A 16,488-nucleotide genomic window follows, 5' to 3' on the forward strand; every position below is an offset into this window, starting at 1 on the left:
GGCGAGGAGGACGGGCCATGGTGCAGAAGGCCAAGATCCTCCTGGTCGATGACCGACCCGAGAATCTGCTGGCGCTGGAGGCGATCCTCTCCGCGCTCGATCAGACACTGGTCCGGGCATCGTCAGGGGAGGAAGCGCTCAAAGCGCTGCTCACAGACGATTTCGCGGTGATCCTGCTGGACGTCCAGATGCCGGGGATGGACGGCTTCGAGACCGCCGCGCACATCAAGCGGCGGGAGCGCACCCGGGACATCCCCATCATCTTCCTCACCGCGATCAATCACGGCCCGCACCACACCTTCCGCGGCTACGCGGCGGGAGCGGTGGACTACATCTCCAAGCCCTTCGACCCGTGGGTGCTGCGGGCGAAGGTCTCGGTGTTCGTCGAGCTGCACATGAAGAACGTGCAGCTGCGGGAGCAGGCGGCGCTGCTGCGCCGCGAGCTGGAGGGCGGCACCTCGCCCGCCGACACCGAGCGCGGCCCCGGCGGTCTGCTGCCGGAGCTGTCGGCGCGGCTGGCGGCCGTCGAGGAGCAGGCGGAGGCACTGTCCAAGGAGCTGGCCGAATCGGGCGGCTCGGCGGCGGTGTCCACGGCGGCGCATCTGGAGCGGAAGCTGTCCGGGCTGCGCAGGGCGCTGGACGCCCTGGAGCCGGGGTCGGGCGACACGGGCCAGGCGGACGAGTCGCCGTAGTGAGAGACAGGGGCCGGGCCCGGTGGCGGAGCGTGCGACGTGCCGGGCCCGTTCCGGCTGTGGACGGCCGCCGCCCGCCGCCCGCCGTGGCGGCGGCCCGGGTGCCCTCGCGGTCCTGCGGCGCCCGCTGCGACCCGTTCGGCGCCGGCCCGGTGGCGGCGCCCGGGAGCGGTGTCCGTGCTCCGGCGCGAAGTCCCCGGTAATCTGCCCCTCATGGCTTCAGGTACGTCCGGCAGGAGTTCCCACAGCGCAGGCGCCGGGCGCAGCGGCGGGGGAGCCAGGAAGACGGCGCCCGCCCGGAGAGCGCCCGCGAAGAAGACGGCGGCCCGCAAGCCGCCGGCCAAGAAGAAGGCCGCGCCCAAACGCAACATCGTGGTCCGGGTCGCCCGCCGGCTGTGGCTGGGCGTCGCGCACTCGGTGGGTGCCATGATGCGCGGCATACGGAGCGGCACCAAGGGGCTCGACCCCGATCTGCGCCAGGACGGGCTCGCCCTGCTGCTGCTCGGTCTCGCGCTGATCGTGATGGCCGGCACCTGGGCCAATCTCCAGGGCCCGGTCGGCGATCTGATCACCCTGGTCATCACCGGAGCGCTGGGCCGCCTGGATCTGGTCTTCCCGCTGCTGCTCGGCTTCATGGCGGTGCGTCTGTTCGCGCACCCCGAGAAACGCGAGGCGAACGGCCGGATCGTGGTCGGGCTGACCGCGCTGGTGATCGGCGTGCTCGGCCTGGTGCACGTCGCCACCGGCGCGCCCGGTCGCAGCGACGGTGCCCAGGCGCTGCGCGACGCGGGCGGCTACATCGGCTGGGCGGCCTCCCGCCCGCTGATCCTGACGCTCGGTGAGATGCTGGCCGTGGCGCTGCTGGTGCTGCTGACGGTCTTCGGACTGCTGGTGGTGACCGCCACCCCGGTCAACGCCATCCCGCGCCGGGTGCGGCAGGCCGCCGTCCGGCTACGGGTCTACGCCGAGGAGGACGACGGAGATCCGTACGCCTCCGACACCCCGTACGGCGGCACCGAGCGTCCGGTGCGCCCTCGCCGGCCGCGCCGTGGCGAGGGCGCCGAGCGGGGCGAGGACGCCGAGGGCCTTGAGCAGGAGGCGCTGGAGCGCCGCCGGGCGCCGCGCGGCCGCAAGGGGACGCGTGAGCGGGACGGTGACCCCATCGACGTGGCCGCGGCGACCGCCGCCGCCCTGGACGGCGCCGTGCTGCACGGGGTGCAGCCCTCGCCGCTGGTCGCCGATCTCAGCAGCCGGGTGTCCACCGGCCGCTCCCGTACCGCCTCCGCCGCCGACAGCGGGGCCGCCGCGCCGCCCGCGCAGCGCGCTGCGAGCGGGGGTGTGCCCGACCTGACCAAGGCCGCCCCCGAGCCGGTGGAGTCGCTGCCGCGGCGCGCCGAACAGCTCCAGCTGGCGGGGGACATCACCTACGCGCTGCCCTCTCTGGACCTGCTGGAGCGCGGCGGCCCCGGACGGACCCGCAGCGCCGCCAACGACGCGGTGGTGGAGTCGCTGACCACGGTGTTCACCGAGTTCAAGGTGGACGCGGCGGTCACCGGTTTCACCCGGGGGCCGACCGTCACCCGGTACGAGGTGGAGCTGGGCCCGGCGGTCAAGGTGGAGAAGATCACCGCCCTGACCAAGAACATCGCGTACGCGGTGGCCAGTCCCGATGTGCGGATCATCAGCCCGATCCCCGGCAAGTCGGCGGTCGGTATCGAGATCCCCAACAGCGACCGGGAGATGGTCAACCTCGGGGACGTGCTGCGCACCGCCGACTCGGTGGGGGACACCCATCCGCTGCTGGTCGGGCTCGGCAAGGATGTCGAGGGCGGCTATGTGGCGGCGAACCTGGCGAAGATGCCGCATCTGCTGGTGGCCGGTGCCACCGGATCCGGCAAGTCCTCGTGCATCAACTGCCTCATCACCTCGATCATGCTGCGCGCCACCCCGGAGGAGGTCCGGCTGGTGCTGGTGGACCCCAAGCGGGTGGAGCTGACGGCGTACGAGGGCATCCCACACCTGATCACCCCGATCATCACCAATCCCAAGCGGGCCGCCGAGGCGCTCCAGTGGGTGGTGCGCGAAATGGACCTGCGCTACGACGACCTGGCCGCGTACGGTTTTCGGCACATCGACGACTTCAACGCGGCGGTGCGGGCGGGCAAGGTCACCGCGCCGCCCGGCAGCGAGCGCGAGCCGGCCCCGTACCCGTATCTGCTGGTGATCGTCGACGAGTTGGCGGATCTGATGATGGTGGCGCCGCGGGACGTGGAGGACGCGATCGTCCGCATCACGCAGCTGGCGCGGGCCGCGGGGATCCATCTGGTGCTCGCCACCCAGCGGCCCAGCGTGGACGTGGTGACCGGGCTGATCAAGGCGAATGTGCCCTCGCGGCTCGCGTTCGCGACGTCCTCGCTCGCCGACAGCCGGGTGATCCTGGACCAGGCGGGCGCGGAGAAGCTGATCGGCAAGGGGGACGGGCTCTTCCTGCCGATGGGCGACAGCAAGGCCACCCGCATGCAGGGCGCCTTCATCACCGAGGCCGAGGTCGCCGCCGTGGTGCGGCACTGCAAGGAGCAGATGGACCCGGTCTTCCGGGACGACGTCACGGTCGGCGGCGGCGGGCGCAAGAAGGAGATCGACGAGGAGATCGGTGACGATCTGGATCTGCTGTGCCAGGCGGCCGAGCTGGTGGTGACCACCCAGTTCGGTTCGACGTCGATGCTCCAGCGCAAGCTGCGGGTGGGCTTCGCCAAGGCCGGGCGGCTGATGGACCTGATGGAGTCGCGGGGCGTGGTGGGGCCGAGCGAGGGATCCAAGGCGCGGGACGTGCTGGTGAAGCCGGACGAACTGCCGGGGGTGCTGGCGGTGATCCGGGGTGAACCTCACCCGTAAGGCGTAATCCGGTGCGCCGTGTGCGGCCGGGAGGGGGCGTGGGCGGGACCATTCGGTTGGCGGACAAAGTTCACCGGCCCGCTTGCCCGTTCCTTCGGCGTCCCCCCTAGACTTGTCCGCACAGCACGCGGTATCACGCTCGAAAGGCCCGCCCGTGTCCAACGGCAATTCCCCCGCCAAGGACCGGCCTTCCGTCGGTCGCACCCTTCAGCAGGCCCGGATCTATGCGCGCCTGACCGTGGATGAGGTCAGTTCCGCCACTCGGGTACGGGCTCCGATCATTCATGCCATCGAGGCGGACGATTTCTCCCGCTGCGGCGGTGACGTCTACGCGCGCGGGCACATCCGGATGGTCGCGCGCGCGGTCGGGCTCGACCCGGCCGAGGTGATCGAGCTGTACGCGGATCAGGAGGGCGCCGCGCCGCCGCCGTCGCCCGCCGCGCCCGTCTTCGAGGCGGAGCGCATCCGGCCCGAGCCCCGGCGCCCCAACTGGACGGCCGCGATGGTCGCCGCGATCGTCGCGGTGATCGCCTTCGTGGGCTTCAGCTTCCTGTCCGGCGGCGGCACCCCGGCCGGTTCGGTGGCCAAGGACAGCCCTTCGCCCTCACCCACCGCCGAGGGCGGCCCGGAGGGTGCGGACAAGGAGAGCGAGCCGCTGCCGCCCGCCGACCCGGAGCCCGACCCGTCGGACGAGGCGGTGGCCGGGGTGCCGGCCGACAAGGTCACGGTGATGGCCACGGTGGAGGGCGGATCGAGCTGGATCTCCGCCAAGGACAGCAGTGGCCGACTTCTGTTCGAAGGGGTGCTGAGCGACGGCGACTCCCAGACCTTCGTGGACGACGAGCAGATCGACCTGGTGCTGGGCAACGCCGGCGCGGTGCAGCTGCATGTCAACGGGAAGCCCCTGGACAGCGTGGGCGACTCGGGTCAGGTGCAGCGGCTGACGTACACCAAGGGCGACCCCGAGGAAGGCTGAGCGGCGCCCGGCGGAGCCGCCGCACGGTCGCACGACCGTGCGTGCGGGCTCTGTTGCCGGGCCGGGGGCGGGCGGGTCGGTGGGGACGAAGTAGGCTGAGCCCATGTCCGATCGCCGTACCGTTGCCCTGGTCACCCTTGGATGCGCCCGTAATGAGGTGGATTCGGAAGAGCTGGCGGGGCGGCTGGCCGCAGACGGCTGGGATCTGGTCGACGACGCGGCGGACGCCGACGTCGCCGTGGTCAACACCTGCGGCTTCGTCGAGGCCGCCAAGAAGGACTCGGTCGACGCGCTGCTGGAGGCCGGCGACCTGAAGGCGGCGGCCGGCCAGGGCCGGGGCCGCACCCAGGCGGTGGTGGCGGTCGGCTGTATGGCCGAGCGGTACGGCAAGGAACTGGCCGAGGCCCTGCCGGAGGCGGACGGCGTGCTCGGCTTCGACGACTACGCGGACATCTCCGAGCGGCTCGGCAGCATCCTGTCCGGCGGCGGCCACGTGCCGCACACCCCGCGCGACCGGCGCAAGCTGCTGCCGATCAGCCCCGTGGAGCGGCAGGGCGCCGAGGTGGCGCTGCCCGGGCACGGGGAGAGCGTCCCGGCGGACCTGCCGGCCGGTCTGGCGCCGGCCTCCGGGCCGCGGGCGCCGCTGCGGCGCCGGCTGGGCGACGGTCCGGTGGCGTCGGTGAAGCTGGCCTCCGGCTGCGACCGGCGCTGCTCGTTCTGCGCGATCCCGTCCTTCCGGGGCTCATTCATCTCCCGGCGGCCCTCCGACGTGCTGGGAGAGGCGCGCTGGCTGGCCGAGCAGGGCGTCAAGGAGATCATGCTGGTCTCCGAGAACAACACCTCCTACGGCAAGGACCTCGGCGACATCCGGCTGCTGGAGACCCTGCTGCCCGAACTCGCCGCCGTGGACGGCCTGGAGCGGATCCGGGTCAGCTACCTGCAGCCCGCCGAGATGCGCCCCGGACTGATCGACGTGCTGACCGGCACCGAGAAGGTCGCCCCCTACTTCGATCTCTCCTTCCAGCACTCGGCGCCCGCGGTGCTGCGTGCCATGCGGCGGTTCGGGGACACCGACCGCTTCCTCGAACTGCTCGCCACTATCCGGGGAAAGGCGCCGCTGGCCGGGGTGCGCTCCAACTTCATCGTCGGTTTCCCCGGTGAGACCGAGGCCGACGTGGCGGAACTGGAGCGCTTCCTGATCGGGGCCGACTTGGACGCGATCGGTGTCTTCGGATACTCGGACGAGGACGGCACCGAGGCGGCCTCCTACGAGCGGAAGAACGCTTCGGAGGTGATCGCCGAGCGGCTGGACCGGATCACCCAGCTGGCGGAACAGCTGACCGCGCAGCGCGCCGAGGACCGGATCGGTGAGCCGGCCCGGGTACTGATCGAGTCCGTCGCGGCCGAGGACGGCGCCGAGGACGGGGTCGTCGCGGTGGGCCGCGCCGCCCACCAGGCGCCCGAGACCGACGGCCAGATGCTGATCACCGGCTCCCCGGACGCCCCGGTGCCGGGCGTCGGGGAGTTCATCGACACCGAGATCACCGGCGCCGAGGGAGTGGACCTGTTCGCCGCACCGCGCCCGGCCACCGTCCCCGTACCCGCCGGGGCCGACAGATGAGCGATGTGCCGGCCGCGGCGGCCGGGAAGGGACGGCCGGCCGGCGGGCGGGCCGCGGCGACGGCGGCCGGGCCTGGACTGTGGAACATCGCCAATGTGCTGACCATGATCCGGCTGCTGCTGGTGCCCGGCTTCGTGCTGCTGATGCTCGCCGACGGGGGCCACGACCCGGTCTGGCGGGCCTGGGCGTGGGCCGCGTTCACCATCGCCATGATCACCGACCTCTTCGACGGGGAGCTGGCCAGGCGCTACAACCTGGTCACCGACTTCGGCAAGATCGCCGACCCCATCGCGGACAAGGCGATCATGGGCGCCGCGCTGATCTGTCTGTCGCTGCTGGCCGAGCTGCCCTGGTGGGTGACCGCGGTGATCCTCGCCCGTGAGCTGGGCATCACCGCACTGCGCTTCTGGGTCATCCGGCACGGGGTGATCCCGGCCAGCCGGGGCGGCAAGGCGAAGACCCTCGCCCAGGGCGTCGCGGTCGGCATGTACATCCTGGTGCTGCCCGGACTGCTGGCCACCGCCCGCTGGTGGGTGATGGCGGCGGCGGTGGTGCTCACGGTGGGCACCGCTCTCGACTACATACGGCAGGCGATCGTGCTGCGCCGGGCCGGACTGGCGCGCGAGCGCGGTGGGCGGCGTACGGCGGAGCGGGAGGAGAGCGAACGGTGAGTGACGGCGGCACGGCGGGGAACCCCGCGGCCCAGGTACTGACCCTGCTGGCCGGGCGCGGACAGACTCTCGCGGTGGCCGAATCCCTCACCGGCGGTCTGGTGGCCGCGGCGCTCACGGACATCCCCGGGGCCTCGCGGGTCTTCCGGGGCTCGGTCACCGCGTACGCCACCGATGTGAAGCGCGGGACGCTCGGCGTGGACGCCGCGCTCCTCGCGGAGCGCGGCGCGGTCGACGCCGAGGTCGCCAGACAGCTGGCCACCGGGGTGCGCGAGCGGCTCGGCGCCGACTGGGGCGTGGCCACCACCGGGGTGGCCGGTCCTGACCCGCAGGACGGTCAGCCGGTGGGCACCGTCTACGTAGCGGTTTCGCCCCCCGGATCCGGGGGAGTCGTCGCTCAGCGGATTCAGCTCAGTGGGGACCGGGCCGCGATCCGGGCCGGGAGCGTACGGGCGGTGCTCGCTCTGCTGCGCGAAGAACTCGTCCAAACCGCCCGAGCGGCGGGTCGAAACACGGAACAGAACGGAGAGGATGGATGTTTGCAGCCCTGAGTGAACAAGACATCGCTCCCCGCACGGGTGGAGTCCGAGGCGGTACGGTGGGGCATGAAGCAAGCGAGGCCAACGGTCCGAGGAGGGAGCCACCGATGATCCTGCTCCGTCGCCTACTGGGTGACGTGCTGCGTCGGCAGCGCCAACGACAGGGCCGCACTCTGCGCGAAGTGTCCTCGTCAGCCCGGGTCTCGCTCGGTTACCTCTCCGAGGTGGAGCGCGGGCAGAAGGAAGCGTCCTCGGAGCTGCTGGCTGCCATCTGCGACGCTCTTGAGCTGCGGATGTCGGAACTGATGCGCGAGGTCAGCGATGAGCTGGCACTCGCCGAGCTGGCCGCGTCCGCGGCGAGCGACGCGGTGCCGGCCCCGATGCGCCCGATGCTCAACCCGGTCCGCGTGACCTCGGTCACGCACCGTCCGGACGAGCATGTGACGATCAAGGCGCCGGCCGAGGCCGTGGACGTCGTAGCGGCCTGAGCACACAGGCACCACACCGCCGGGGAGAGCCGTCAGGGCCCTTCCCGGTCGGTCTTTCCGGAGCACGCCTGTGGCCGGCTCAACCGCGCAGCCGCAATCCGCGCGGGGTGGCGTGGAAGCCCGCCTCCTCCAGCAGCCGCACCCAGGTGGGGTCCGACAGCACGGCCGTGCCGTTGACCCGTTCCACCGTGATGGTGCCCAGCGCGCCGTGCCCGGCCGCCGCAGCCAGCGCCCCGGCCGCCGCCCGCAGGGCCTCCGTATCGTCCGCGTCCCGCCAGGCGAGCAGGGAGCGGCCGCCGCGCTCCAGGTAGCACACCAGGGCGCCGTCGACGAGGACGACCAGGGCGCCCGCCTTGCGGCCCGGCTTGTGGCCGGCGTCCTGCGGGGGCTCAGGCCACGGCAGCGCGGCGCCGTAGGCGTTGGCAGGGTCGGCCGCGGCCAGCACCACCGCCTTGCCCGCCGTACCGGGGCCCGGGTGTTCCCCGGAGGTGGCGATCGCCCGCAGCCGGTCCACCGCCCCCTCCATCGCGAACTGGGCGGCGCCCAGTCCCTCCACCACGTAGCCGCGCCGCGCCTGCCCGCTCTCCTCGAACACCGACAGCACCCGGTAGGCGGCCGCGAAGCCGCCCGTCACCCCTTCGGCGGACACCGCGCCCCGGGTCACCACCCCGTGCCGGTCGAGCAGCGTACGGGCCAGGGCGTGCGCGCGGACCGTCGGATCGCTCTCCCGGGGCGGCAGCAGCGACCAGCGGCCCGCCACGGTGGGTGGTCCGCCACGGGAGGCCGGCGGTCTGCGGCCGGGGCCGGCCGCCACCGCCAGGGAGCCGTACCGGCCACGCGGGGTGCTGCGCCGGGCCCGGTGGGCGGTGGATCCCGCCGTGCGCCCCGAACCCAGCAGTGACCGCAGCGGGGCCAGCGAGTCATTGGTCAGCCGCCCGGACCAGGCCAGCTCCCACACGGCCTCGGCCAGCGCGGGTTCCGGTGTGTCGGGCCACTGCTGGTGGACCCGGTCGGCGATCTGCCGGAAGAACAGCCCGTAGCCGCCCTCCAGGGCCGACAGCACCGCCTGGTGAACCGGGGTCAGCTCCAGCGGGTGCGCGGGAGGCAGCAGCAGCGGGGCGCTGTCGGCCGGGTACAGCGCCACCCAGCCGTCCTTGCCGGGCAGCGCCCCGGCGCCCGCCCAGACCACCTCGCCGGAGGTGGTCAGCTCGTCGAGCAGCTGCGGGCCGTACCCGGGTACCCGGGAGGGCAGTACCAGCCGTTCCAGGGCGGAGGCCGGCACCGGCGCGCCCTGCAGCTGTTCCACGGCGCGCAGCAGTCCGTCGATGCCGCGCAGTCCGCCCCCGCCGCCCGACGGGTCGCCGACGTGCTGCCAGCGCGGCAGGAAGGCGGCCAGCGCGGTCGGCGGCACGGGCTCCAGCTCCTGGCGCAGCACGGCCAGCGAGCGGCGCCGCAGCCGGCGCAGCACCGTCGCGTCGCACCACTCCTGGCCCCGCCCCTGGGGGTGGAACTCGCCCTGGACCAGCCGCCCCTCGGCCGCCAGCCGGTGCAGGGCGCCGTCGGCTACGGCGGTGCCCAGCCCGAACCGTTCGGCGGCGTGCGCGGAGGTGAAGGGGCCGTGGGTACGGGCGTGGCGGGCCAGCAGGTCACCCAGCGGATCGCGCACCGGATCGGTGAACGCCTCGGGCACCCCCACCGGGAGGGCCGCACCCAGGGCGTCCCGCAGCCGTCCGGCGTCCTCGACGGCCGCCCAGTGCTCCCGGCCGCCGATGCGTACTCGCAGGGCGCGGCGGGCGTGCTCCAACTGCTCGGCCCAGTGCGGTTCCGCGCCGCGTTCGGTCAGCTCGGCGTCGGTCAGCGGGCCCAGGACGCGCAGCGCGTCGGCGACGGCCTCGGCGTCCTTCAGCCGCCGTTCCGGGGTCAGCCAGCGCAGTTCGCGCTCCAGCTCCTCCAGGACGCCGGGGTCGATCAGCTCGCGCAGCTCCGCCTTGCCGAGCAGTTCGGACAGCAGCCGGGAGTCCAGCGAGAGGGCGGCGGCGCGGCGTTCGGCCAGCGGCGAGTCGCCCTCGTACAGGTACTGCGCCACGTACCCGAACAGCAGGGAGCGGGCGAAGGGCGAGGGTTCGCGGGTGGTGACCTCCACCAGGCGGACCCGGCGGCCGGCGATGTCGCGCATCAGCTCGGCGAGCCCCGGCACGTCGAAGACATCCTGCAGGCATTCGCGCACGGCTTCCAGGACGATCGGGAACGAGCCGAACTCGCTGGCGACCGAGAGCAGATGGGCGGCGCGCTGGCGCTGCTGCCACAGCGGGGTACGGCGGCCGGGATCGCGGCGCGGCAGCAGCAGGGCGCGGGCCGCGCACTCGCGGAACCGGGCGGCGAACAGTGCGGAGCCGCCGACCTGTTCGGTGACGAGGTCATCGACCTCGCCCGCCTCGAAGAGCACATCGGCGGCGGTGACCGGGGGCTGTCCGTCGTCCGCCGCGTACCGCGCGGGGTCGAGACCGGTGTCGGGTGCGGCCCCGTCCGGGTCGAAGCCCAGCAGATCGATGTCGGGCAGCCGCAGCACGATGCCGTCGTCCGCGTGCAGCACCTGGGCGTCCACGCCGAAGCGTTCGGTGAGCCGGGCGCCGAGAGCCAGGGCCCAGGGGGCGTGCACCTGCGCGCCGAAGGGGGAGTGCACCACCACCCGCCAGTCGCCCAGTTCGTCGCGGAACCGCTCCACCACGATGGTGCGGTCGTCGGGGACGTGCCCGCACGCCCGGCGCTGCTCGTCCAGGTAGCCGAGGACGTTGTCCACCGCCCAGGTGTCCAGGCCGGCCGCGGTCAGCCGTTCCCTGGCCGCGGCGGGCTCCAGGGCGCCGACCTCGCGCAGGAACGCGCCGAGGGCGCGGCCGAGCTCCAGCGGGCGGCCCAGCTGGTCACCCTTCCAGAACGGCAGCCGCCCCGGCACCCCGGGCGCCGGGGTGACCAGCACCCGGTCCCGGGTGATGTCCTCGATCCGCCAGGAGGTGGTGCCGAGGGTGAACACGTCGCCGACCCGCGACTCGTACACCATCTCCTCGTCCAGCTCCCCGACCCGGCCGCCGCCCTTGCGCGGATCGGAGCCCGCCAGGAACACCCCGAACAGGCCGCGGTCGGGGATGGTGCCGCCGGAGGTCACGGCCAGCCGCTGGGCGCCGGGGCGGCCGGTGACCGTGTGCGCCACCCGGTCCCACACCAGGCGGGGCCGCAGCTCGGCGAAGGCGTCCGAGGGGTAGCGGCCGGCGAGCATGTCGAGGACCGAGTGGAAGGCCGATTCGGGCAGCGCGGCGAACGGGGCGGCGCCGCGGACCAGCGCGAGCAGTTCGTCCACGTCCCAGGTGTCCAGGGCGGTCATCGCGACCAGCTGCTGGGCCAGGACGTCGAGCGGGTTGGCCGGGACACGCAGGGCCTCGATGGCACCGGCCCGCATCCGTTCGGTGACCACCGCCGACTGCACCAGGTCACCCCGGTACTTGGGGAAGACCACGCCGGAGGAGACCGCCCCCACCTGGTGTCCCGCGCGGCCCACGCGCTGGAGCCCGGAGGCCACCGAGGGCGGGGACTCCACCTGGATGACCAGGTCGACGGCGCCCATGTCGATGCCCAGTTCCAGCGAGGAGGTGGCGACGACCGCGGGCAGCCGGCCGGCCTTGAGGTCCTCCTCGATCTGGGAGCGCTGCTCCTTGGAGACCGAGCCGTGGTGCGCGCGGGCGAGGACGGCGGGGGCGCCCTTCGCGGCGCCCGAGCCGCCCATCAGGTCGGCGGGGGAGTGTTCCTCGGGGAGCGGGGTGCCGGTGTCGCGCTCGTGGGCGATCTCGTTCATCCGGTTGCACAGCCGCTCGGCCAGCCGCCGGGAGTTGGCGAAGACGATGGTGGAACGGTGCGCCCGCACCAGGTCGACGATGCGCTCCTCGACGGAGGGCCAGATGGAGGGCTTCTCGCCGGAGCCGGGGGCGTCAGGGACGGGGGAGCCGCCGAGCTCGCCGAGGTCGGGGACGGGGACGACCACGGACAGCTGGAACTGTTTGCCGCTGGGCGGCTGCACGATGGTGGCGCGGCGGCGCGGGGACAGGAAGCGGGCCACCTCGTCGACGGGGCGCACGGTGGCGGACAGCCCGATGCGGCGGGCGGGGCGCTCCAGCAGGGCGTCGAGCCGTTCCAGGGAGAGCGCGAGGTGGGCGCCGCGCTTGGTGCCGGCGACTGCGTGCACCTCGTCCAGGATCACCGTCTCCACGCCGGCGAGCGCCTCGCGGGCGGCGGAGGTCAGCATCAGGAACAGCGACTCGGGGGTGGTGATCAGGATGTCCGGGGGGCGGCGGGACATGGCGCGGCGTTCGGTGGGCGGGGTGTCCCCGGAGCGGATGCCGACTGTGATCTCCGGCTCCGGCAGACCGAGGCGTACGGATTCCTGCCGGATGCCGGTCAGCGGGCTGCGCAGGTTGCGTTCGACGTCGACGGCCAGGGCCTTGAGCGGGGAGACGTACAGCACCCGGCAGCGCTTGAGGGGGTCGGCGGGGGCGGGGTGGCGGCCAGCCGGTCCAGGGAGGCGAGGAAGGCGGCCAGGGTCTTGCCGGAGCCGGTGGGGGCGACCACCAGCGCGTCGGATTCCGCGGCGATCGCGTGCCAGGCGCCCTCCTGGGCGGGGGTGGGCGCGGAGAAGGCCCCGGTGAACCACGCGCGGGTGGCCGGGGAGAATCCGCTCAGGGCGCTGGAAGTGCTCACCCGACCATCGTGCACCCGGCCACTGACAAACGGCCGGGTGGCGGCGGGGGCGGCGGGCTGGGGCCGTGGCGAGGGCCGCCGGTACCGGCCGCGCGGGGCGGGATACTGGAACCATGCGGTTGACGGAATTCTGGGCGCGGATGCGGGAAAACTTCGGGCCCGCGTACGCGGAATCGTTCGCCCGGGACCATGTGATGTCCGAGCTGGGTGGGCGGACGGTGCACGAGGCGCTGGACGCCGGATGGGCGGTCAAAGACGTCTGGCGCGGGGTCTGTGCGGCGGTCGAGGTGCCCGCACACCTGCGCTGAACTGCGGAAATGAGGTTTTCCACAGGCGGGCGGGGGCGCTTGACACAAAAATCGAACATCCATTCTTATGGGGGTGCGGAGCGGTGCCCCGGCCGGGTGTCGGCGTCGATTGTCAGTGGCAGGCACTAGCGTCCGTGAGTGTGAAGCGATCGAATCAGACGGACCGGGTGGCTCCCATGGCAGGTACGGACCGCGAGAAGGCGCTCGACGCCGCTCTCGCACAGATTGAACGACAGTTCGGCAAGGGCGCGGTGATGCGCCTGGGGGAGCGCCCTGACGAGCCCATCGAGATCATCCCCACCGGCTCCACGGCCCTGGACGTGGCCCTGGGCGTCGGCGGTCTCCCGCGCGGGCGGGTGGTGGAGGTCTACGGCCCCGAGTCCTCAGGCAAGACCACCCTCACGCTGCACGCGGTGGCCAACGCCCAGAAGGCGGGCGGCACGGTCGCGTTCGTGGACGCCGAGCACGCGCTGGACCCGGAGTACGCCAAGCGTCTGGGCGTGGACGTGGATCAGCTGATCCTCTCCCAGCCGGACAACGGCGAGCAGGCGCTGGAGATCGTGGACATGCTGATCCGCTCCGGCGCCCTGGACCTGATCGTCATCGACTCGGTGGCCGCCCTGGTGCCGCGCGCCGAGATCGAGGGCGAGATGGGCGACTCGCACGTGGGTCTCCAGGCCCGGCTGATGAGCCAGGCCCTGCGGAAGATCACCGGTGCGCTCCACCAGTCGAAGACCACCGCGATCTTCATCAACCAGCTCCGGGAGAAGGTCGGGGTGATGTTCGGCTCGCCGGAGACCACCACGGGTGGCCGGGCGCTGAAGTTCTACGCCTCGGTGCGCCTGGACATCCGGCGGATCGAGACCCTCAAGGACGGCACCGACGCGGTCGGCAACCGCACCCGCGTCAAGGTCGTCAAGAACAAGGTGGCCCCGCCGTTCAAGCAGGCCGAGTTCGACATCCTGTACGGCATGGGCATCAGCCGCGAGGGCGGGCTGCTGGACATGGGTGTGGAGCACGGCATCGTCCGCAAGTCCGGCGCCTGGTACACCTACGAGGGCGACCAGCTGGGGCAGGGCAAGGAGAACTCCCGCAACTTCCTGCGCGACAACCCCGATCTCGCCAACGAGATCGAGCGGCGGATCAAGGAGAAGCTGGGCATCGGCCCGAAGACCGGGACGAGCGAGGCCGAGCCGGCCAAGGACGCGGCGAAGACGCCTGCCACCGGGGCGTCCGCCACCGCCGCCGCGAAGACCGTGCCCGCGCCGGCGGCCAAGGCCACCAAGACGGCCAAGACCGCGGCCGCCGCGGCCAAGAGCTGACGGTGACCCGGCGCACCGAGAGCGGCGACGCCCCCTCCCTGTCGAGGGCCGGGGCGGGGGCGTCGCAGAAGGAGCGGGAGCCGCGGGATCCGGCGGAGCGGGCACGGGCGATCTGCCTGCGGCTGCTCACCGGGGCCCCGCGCACCCGGCAGCAGCTGACGGAGGCGCTGCGCAAGCGGGAGATCCCCGACCCGGTGATCGACGAGGTGCTGGACCGCTTCGAGGAACTGCGGTTCATCGACGACGCCGCGTTCGCCGGCGCCTGGGTCGAGTCCCGGCACCACGGCAGGGGCCTGGCCCGCCGGGCGCTGGCGCGGGAGCTGCGCACCAAGGGGGTGGACCCGGCCGTCATCGAGGAGGCCGTGGGCACGCTGGACAGTGAGCGCGAGGAGGCCACCGCCCGCGACCTGGTGCAGCGCAAGCTGCGCGCCACCCGGGGGCTGGAGCGGGACAAACGGCTGCGCCGGCTGGCCGGGATGCTGGCCCGCAAGGGCTACCCGGAGGGGATGGCCCTGCGGGTGGTCCGGCAGGCACTGGAGGCGGAGGGCCACCAGGAGGAGGACGGGTGGGAGGACTCCACGGCCTGGCCGCCGCCCGCCACCGGTCAGTGACCGGGCCGCGGCCCGGTCACTGACCGCACGGAGCCTCAGACAGCCGTGGTGCCCGCGCGGGCGTCCGGCCCCGCCTCCGTCTCCGCACGCCAGCGCGCTATGAAGGCCAGCAACTCCTCCCGGTCCGCGCCGGGCAGGGTCGCCGCCAGATGGCCGTCGGGGCGGATCACCAGCAGGGTGTGCGCCGCCGCGCCCGGATAGTCCTCGGTGACCAGCAGCTCGGTGGGCACCGGCAGCGCCCGGGCGGCCACCGCCAGCCGGGGCATCAGCCCCGCCGACAGCCAGTGCTTGGCGTCCCACACCCGCGAACCGGGGGCGGTCAGCACCAGCAGCAGCGGCCCGCCCAGGCAGTGCCGCAGTCGGGTGCGCGTGCCGTCCAGCGCGGTCACCGGCACATCGAGCACCGTGGACCCGGGCGGGGTGGCGCTGGCGGCCCGGTGGGAGACGAAGGTCAGGGGCGAGTCCGGGTAACGGCCGGGCGCGCCCAGCGCCCCGTCGCCGGTGTGGCCGTCGGTGAGCAGCCGCAGTCGCCCCTTGCCCCGGCCGCGCACGAGCCGGGTGAGCAATCCGCGCCGGCCGCGTACCAGGGGCAGCGCCTGGTCCACGGCCCGCAGCCGGTCGGCGACCGCGGTGCGACGCTCGATCTCATAGCTGTCCAGCAGATGCGCGGCCGGCGCGTGGTGACAGGCGGCGGCCAGCTTCCAGGACAGATTCTCGACGTCCCGCAGGCCCTCGGCGATCTGCTGGGTGCCGAGCGCGCCCAGCAGGCGGGCGGCGTCCCCGGCGAGAAAGACCCGCCCCGAGCGCCAGCGCAGGGCCAGGCGCTGATGACAGACCTGGACGCCGGCGTCCAGCAGCTCGTACCGCGGCAGGTCGCCGTCGTGCCAGCCGCCGAGGGTGGTGTGCACCCGTTCCAGCATCGCGTCCGGGGTGATGAGCCCGTCCTCCTCGGGCAGCGGCCAATCCAGCCGCCAGCGGTGGCCCGGCAGCGGCCGGACGGTCACCTCGCCGCCGGGGCCGCCCCGGTGCACTCCGCCCTCGCCGGGCCACGGCAGTTCGGTGCGCAGCGCCGCCACGGCGTGGCGCTCGACGGCGGTGCGGCCGGGGAAACCGATGCCCAGCAGCTTGCGCACGGTGGAACGGGCGCCGTCGCAGCCGACCAGATAACTGCCGCGCAGTGTCTGCTCGGTGAGTTCGGTGCTGCGGACGACGACCTCGGTGTCGCTCTGTTCCACGGCGGTGACGCGGGTGCCGGCCAGGACACGGATCAGTTCCTGGCCGGCGACCGCCGCGCGCAGCGCACCCTCCAGGGCGTGCTGCGGGAGGTGGAACGGCGCCTCACCGGCGGCGAAGGCACGGTGCGCGACCGTGCGGCCGCGCTGCCGGGTGTGCCAGCCGCTGAGGGTGGCGGTCTCCCGGCCCAGACCCGGCAGCCTGGCCCAGTGGGCGAGGTCCGGGAAGAGGACGCAGGTACGGGCGAGGCGGGGCGGCGGGGGGCCGTCGGCACCATCGAGCACGATGGTGGGGACACGGTGCCCGGCCAGGGCAAGCGCCAGCGCGAGCCCGATCGGGCCCGCGCCGGCAATGATCACGGGCAGCACATCATGTATGCAACCCAG

General features: G+C 73.5%; 10 protein-coding genes and 2 pseudogenes. 10 read left to right on the plus strand and 2 right to left on the minus strand.

Annotated elements, in window-relative coordinates; genetic code table 11:
• The first annotated feature begins 17 nt into the window (after window positions 1-17).
• The 7 genes from SXIM_RS22315 to SXIM_RS22345 all read left to right on the plus strand — a co-directional run bounded on the left by SXIM_RS22315 (window position 18) and on the right by SXIM_RS22345 (window position 7,882).
• Window positions 18-692 carry a response regulator gene (locus SXIM_RS22315; protein WP_030730065.1) on the plus strand — a complete coding sequence of 225 codons (675 nt, stop codon included), beginning with the start codon at window positions 18-20 and terminating at the stop codon, window positions 690-692.
• 213 nt (window positions 693-905) lie between these two features.
• Window positions 906-3,587: a DNA translocase FtsK gene (locus tag SXIM_RS22320; RefSeq protein ID WP_046724974.1), complete on the plus strand. Its 2,682-nt coding sequence runs from the start codon at window positions 906-908 to the stop codon at window positions 3,585-3,587.
• Window positions 3,588-3,741: 154 nt separating this feature from the next.
• Window positions 3,742-4,563, plus strand: coding sequence for a helix-turn-helix domain-containing protein (locus SXIM_RS22325; protein ID WP_046724975.1), 822 nt, complete (start codon window positions 3,742-3,744; stop codon window positions 4,561-4,563).
• Between the two features lie 103 nt (window positions 4,564-4,666).
• A complete protein-coding gene (rimO, locus tag SXIM_RS22330) occupies window positions 4,667-6,184 on the plus strand; it encodes a 30S ribosomal protein S12 methylthiotransferase RimO (protein ID WP_046724976.1) in 1,518 nt (505 codons plus the stop codon).
• Window positions 6,181-6,855 carry a CDP-diacylglycerol--glycerol-3-phosphate 3-phosphatidyltransferase gene (gene pgsA / locus SXIM_RS22335; protein ID WP_046724977.1) on the plus strand — a complete coding sequence of 225 codons (675 nt, stop codon included), beginning with the start codon at window positions 6,181-6,183 and terminating at the stop codon, window positions 6,853-6,855. Before rimO ends, pgsA begins: the two co-directional genes overlap by 4 nt.
• Entirely contained in the window at window positions 6,852-7,406 is a 555-nt protein-coding gene (locus SXIM_RS22340) for a CinA family protein (RefSeq protein ID WP_030730080.1), read from the plus strand. Before pgsA ends, SXIM_RS22340 begins: the two co-directional genes overlap by 4 nt.
• 95 nt (window positions 7,407-7,501) lie before the next feature.
• The gene (locus SXIM_RS22345) at window positions 7,502-7,882 is read left to right on the plus strand and encodes a helix-turn-helix domain-containing protein (protein WP_026047653.1); all 381 of its coding nucleotides are present in this window, start codon (window positions 7,502-7,504) and stop codon (window positions 7,880-7,882) included.
• A 79-nt stretch (window positions 7,883-7,961) separates the two neighbouring features.
• On the opposite strand, the pseudogene SXIM_RS22350 reads toward SXIM_RS22345, so the two are convergent.
• Window positions 7,962-12,628 (minus strand): annotated as a pseudogene (locus SXIM_RS22350) (ATP-dependent helicase).
• Window positions 12,629-12,741: 113 nt separating this feature from the next.
• Here SXIM_RS22350 and SXIM_RS22355 point away from each other — a divergent pair.
• The 3 genes and pseudogenes from SXIM_RS22355 to recX form a co-directional block, all read left to right on the plus strand.
• Window positions 12,742-12,936 carry a DUF3046 domain-containing protein gene (locus SXIM_RS22355; protein WP_030730086.1) on the plus strand — a complete coding sequence of 65 codons (195 nt, stop codon included), beginning with the start codon at window positions 12,742-12,744 and terminating at the stop codon, window positions 12,934-12,936.
• Window positions 12,937-13,112: 176 nt separating this feature from the next.
• A complete protein-coding gene (recA, locus tag SXIM_RS22360) occupies window positions 13,113-14,258 on the plus strand; it encodes a recombinase RecA (protein WP_030730088.1) in 1,146 nt (381 codons plus the stop codon).
• Window positions 14,177-14,869, plus strand: a pseudogene (gene recX / locus SXIM_RS22365) (recombination regulator RecX); the annotation flags it as partial. The gene recA and the pseudogene recX, both read left to right, overlap by 82 nt.
• 35 nt (window positions 14,870-14,904) lie before the next feature.
• On the opposite strand, the gene SXIM_RS22370 reads toward recX, so the two are convergent.
• A complete protein-coding gene (locus tag SXIM_RS22370; protein WP_246156916.1) occupies window positions 14,905-16,461 on the minus strand; it encodes an FAD-dependent monooxygenase in 1,557 nt (518 codons plus the stop codon).
• Window positions 16,462-16,488: the final 27 nt, after the last annotated feature.

The sequence above is a fragment of the Streptomyces xiamenensis genome (assembly GCF_000993785.3).
GTDB lineage: Bacteria > Actinomycetota > Actinomycetes > Streptomycetales > Streptomycetaceae > Streptomyces > Streptomyces xiamenensis.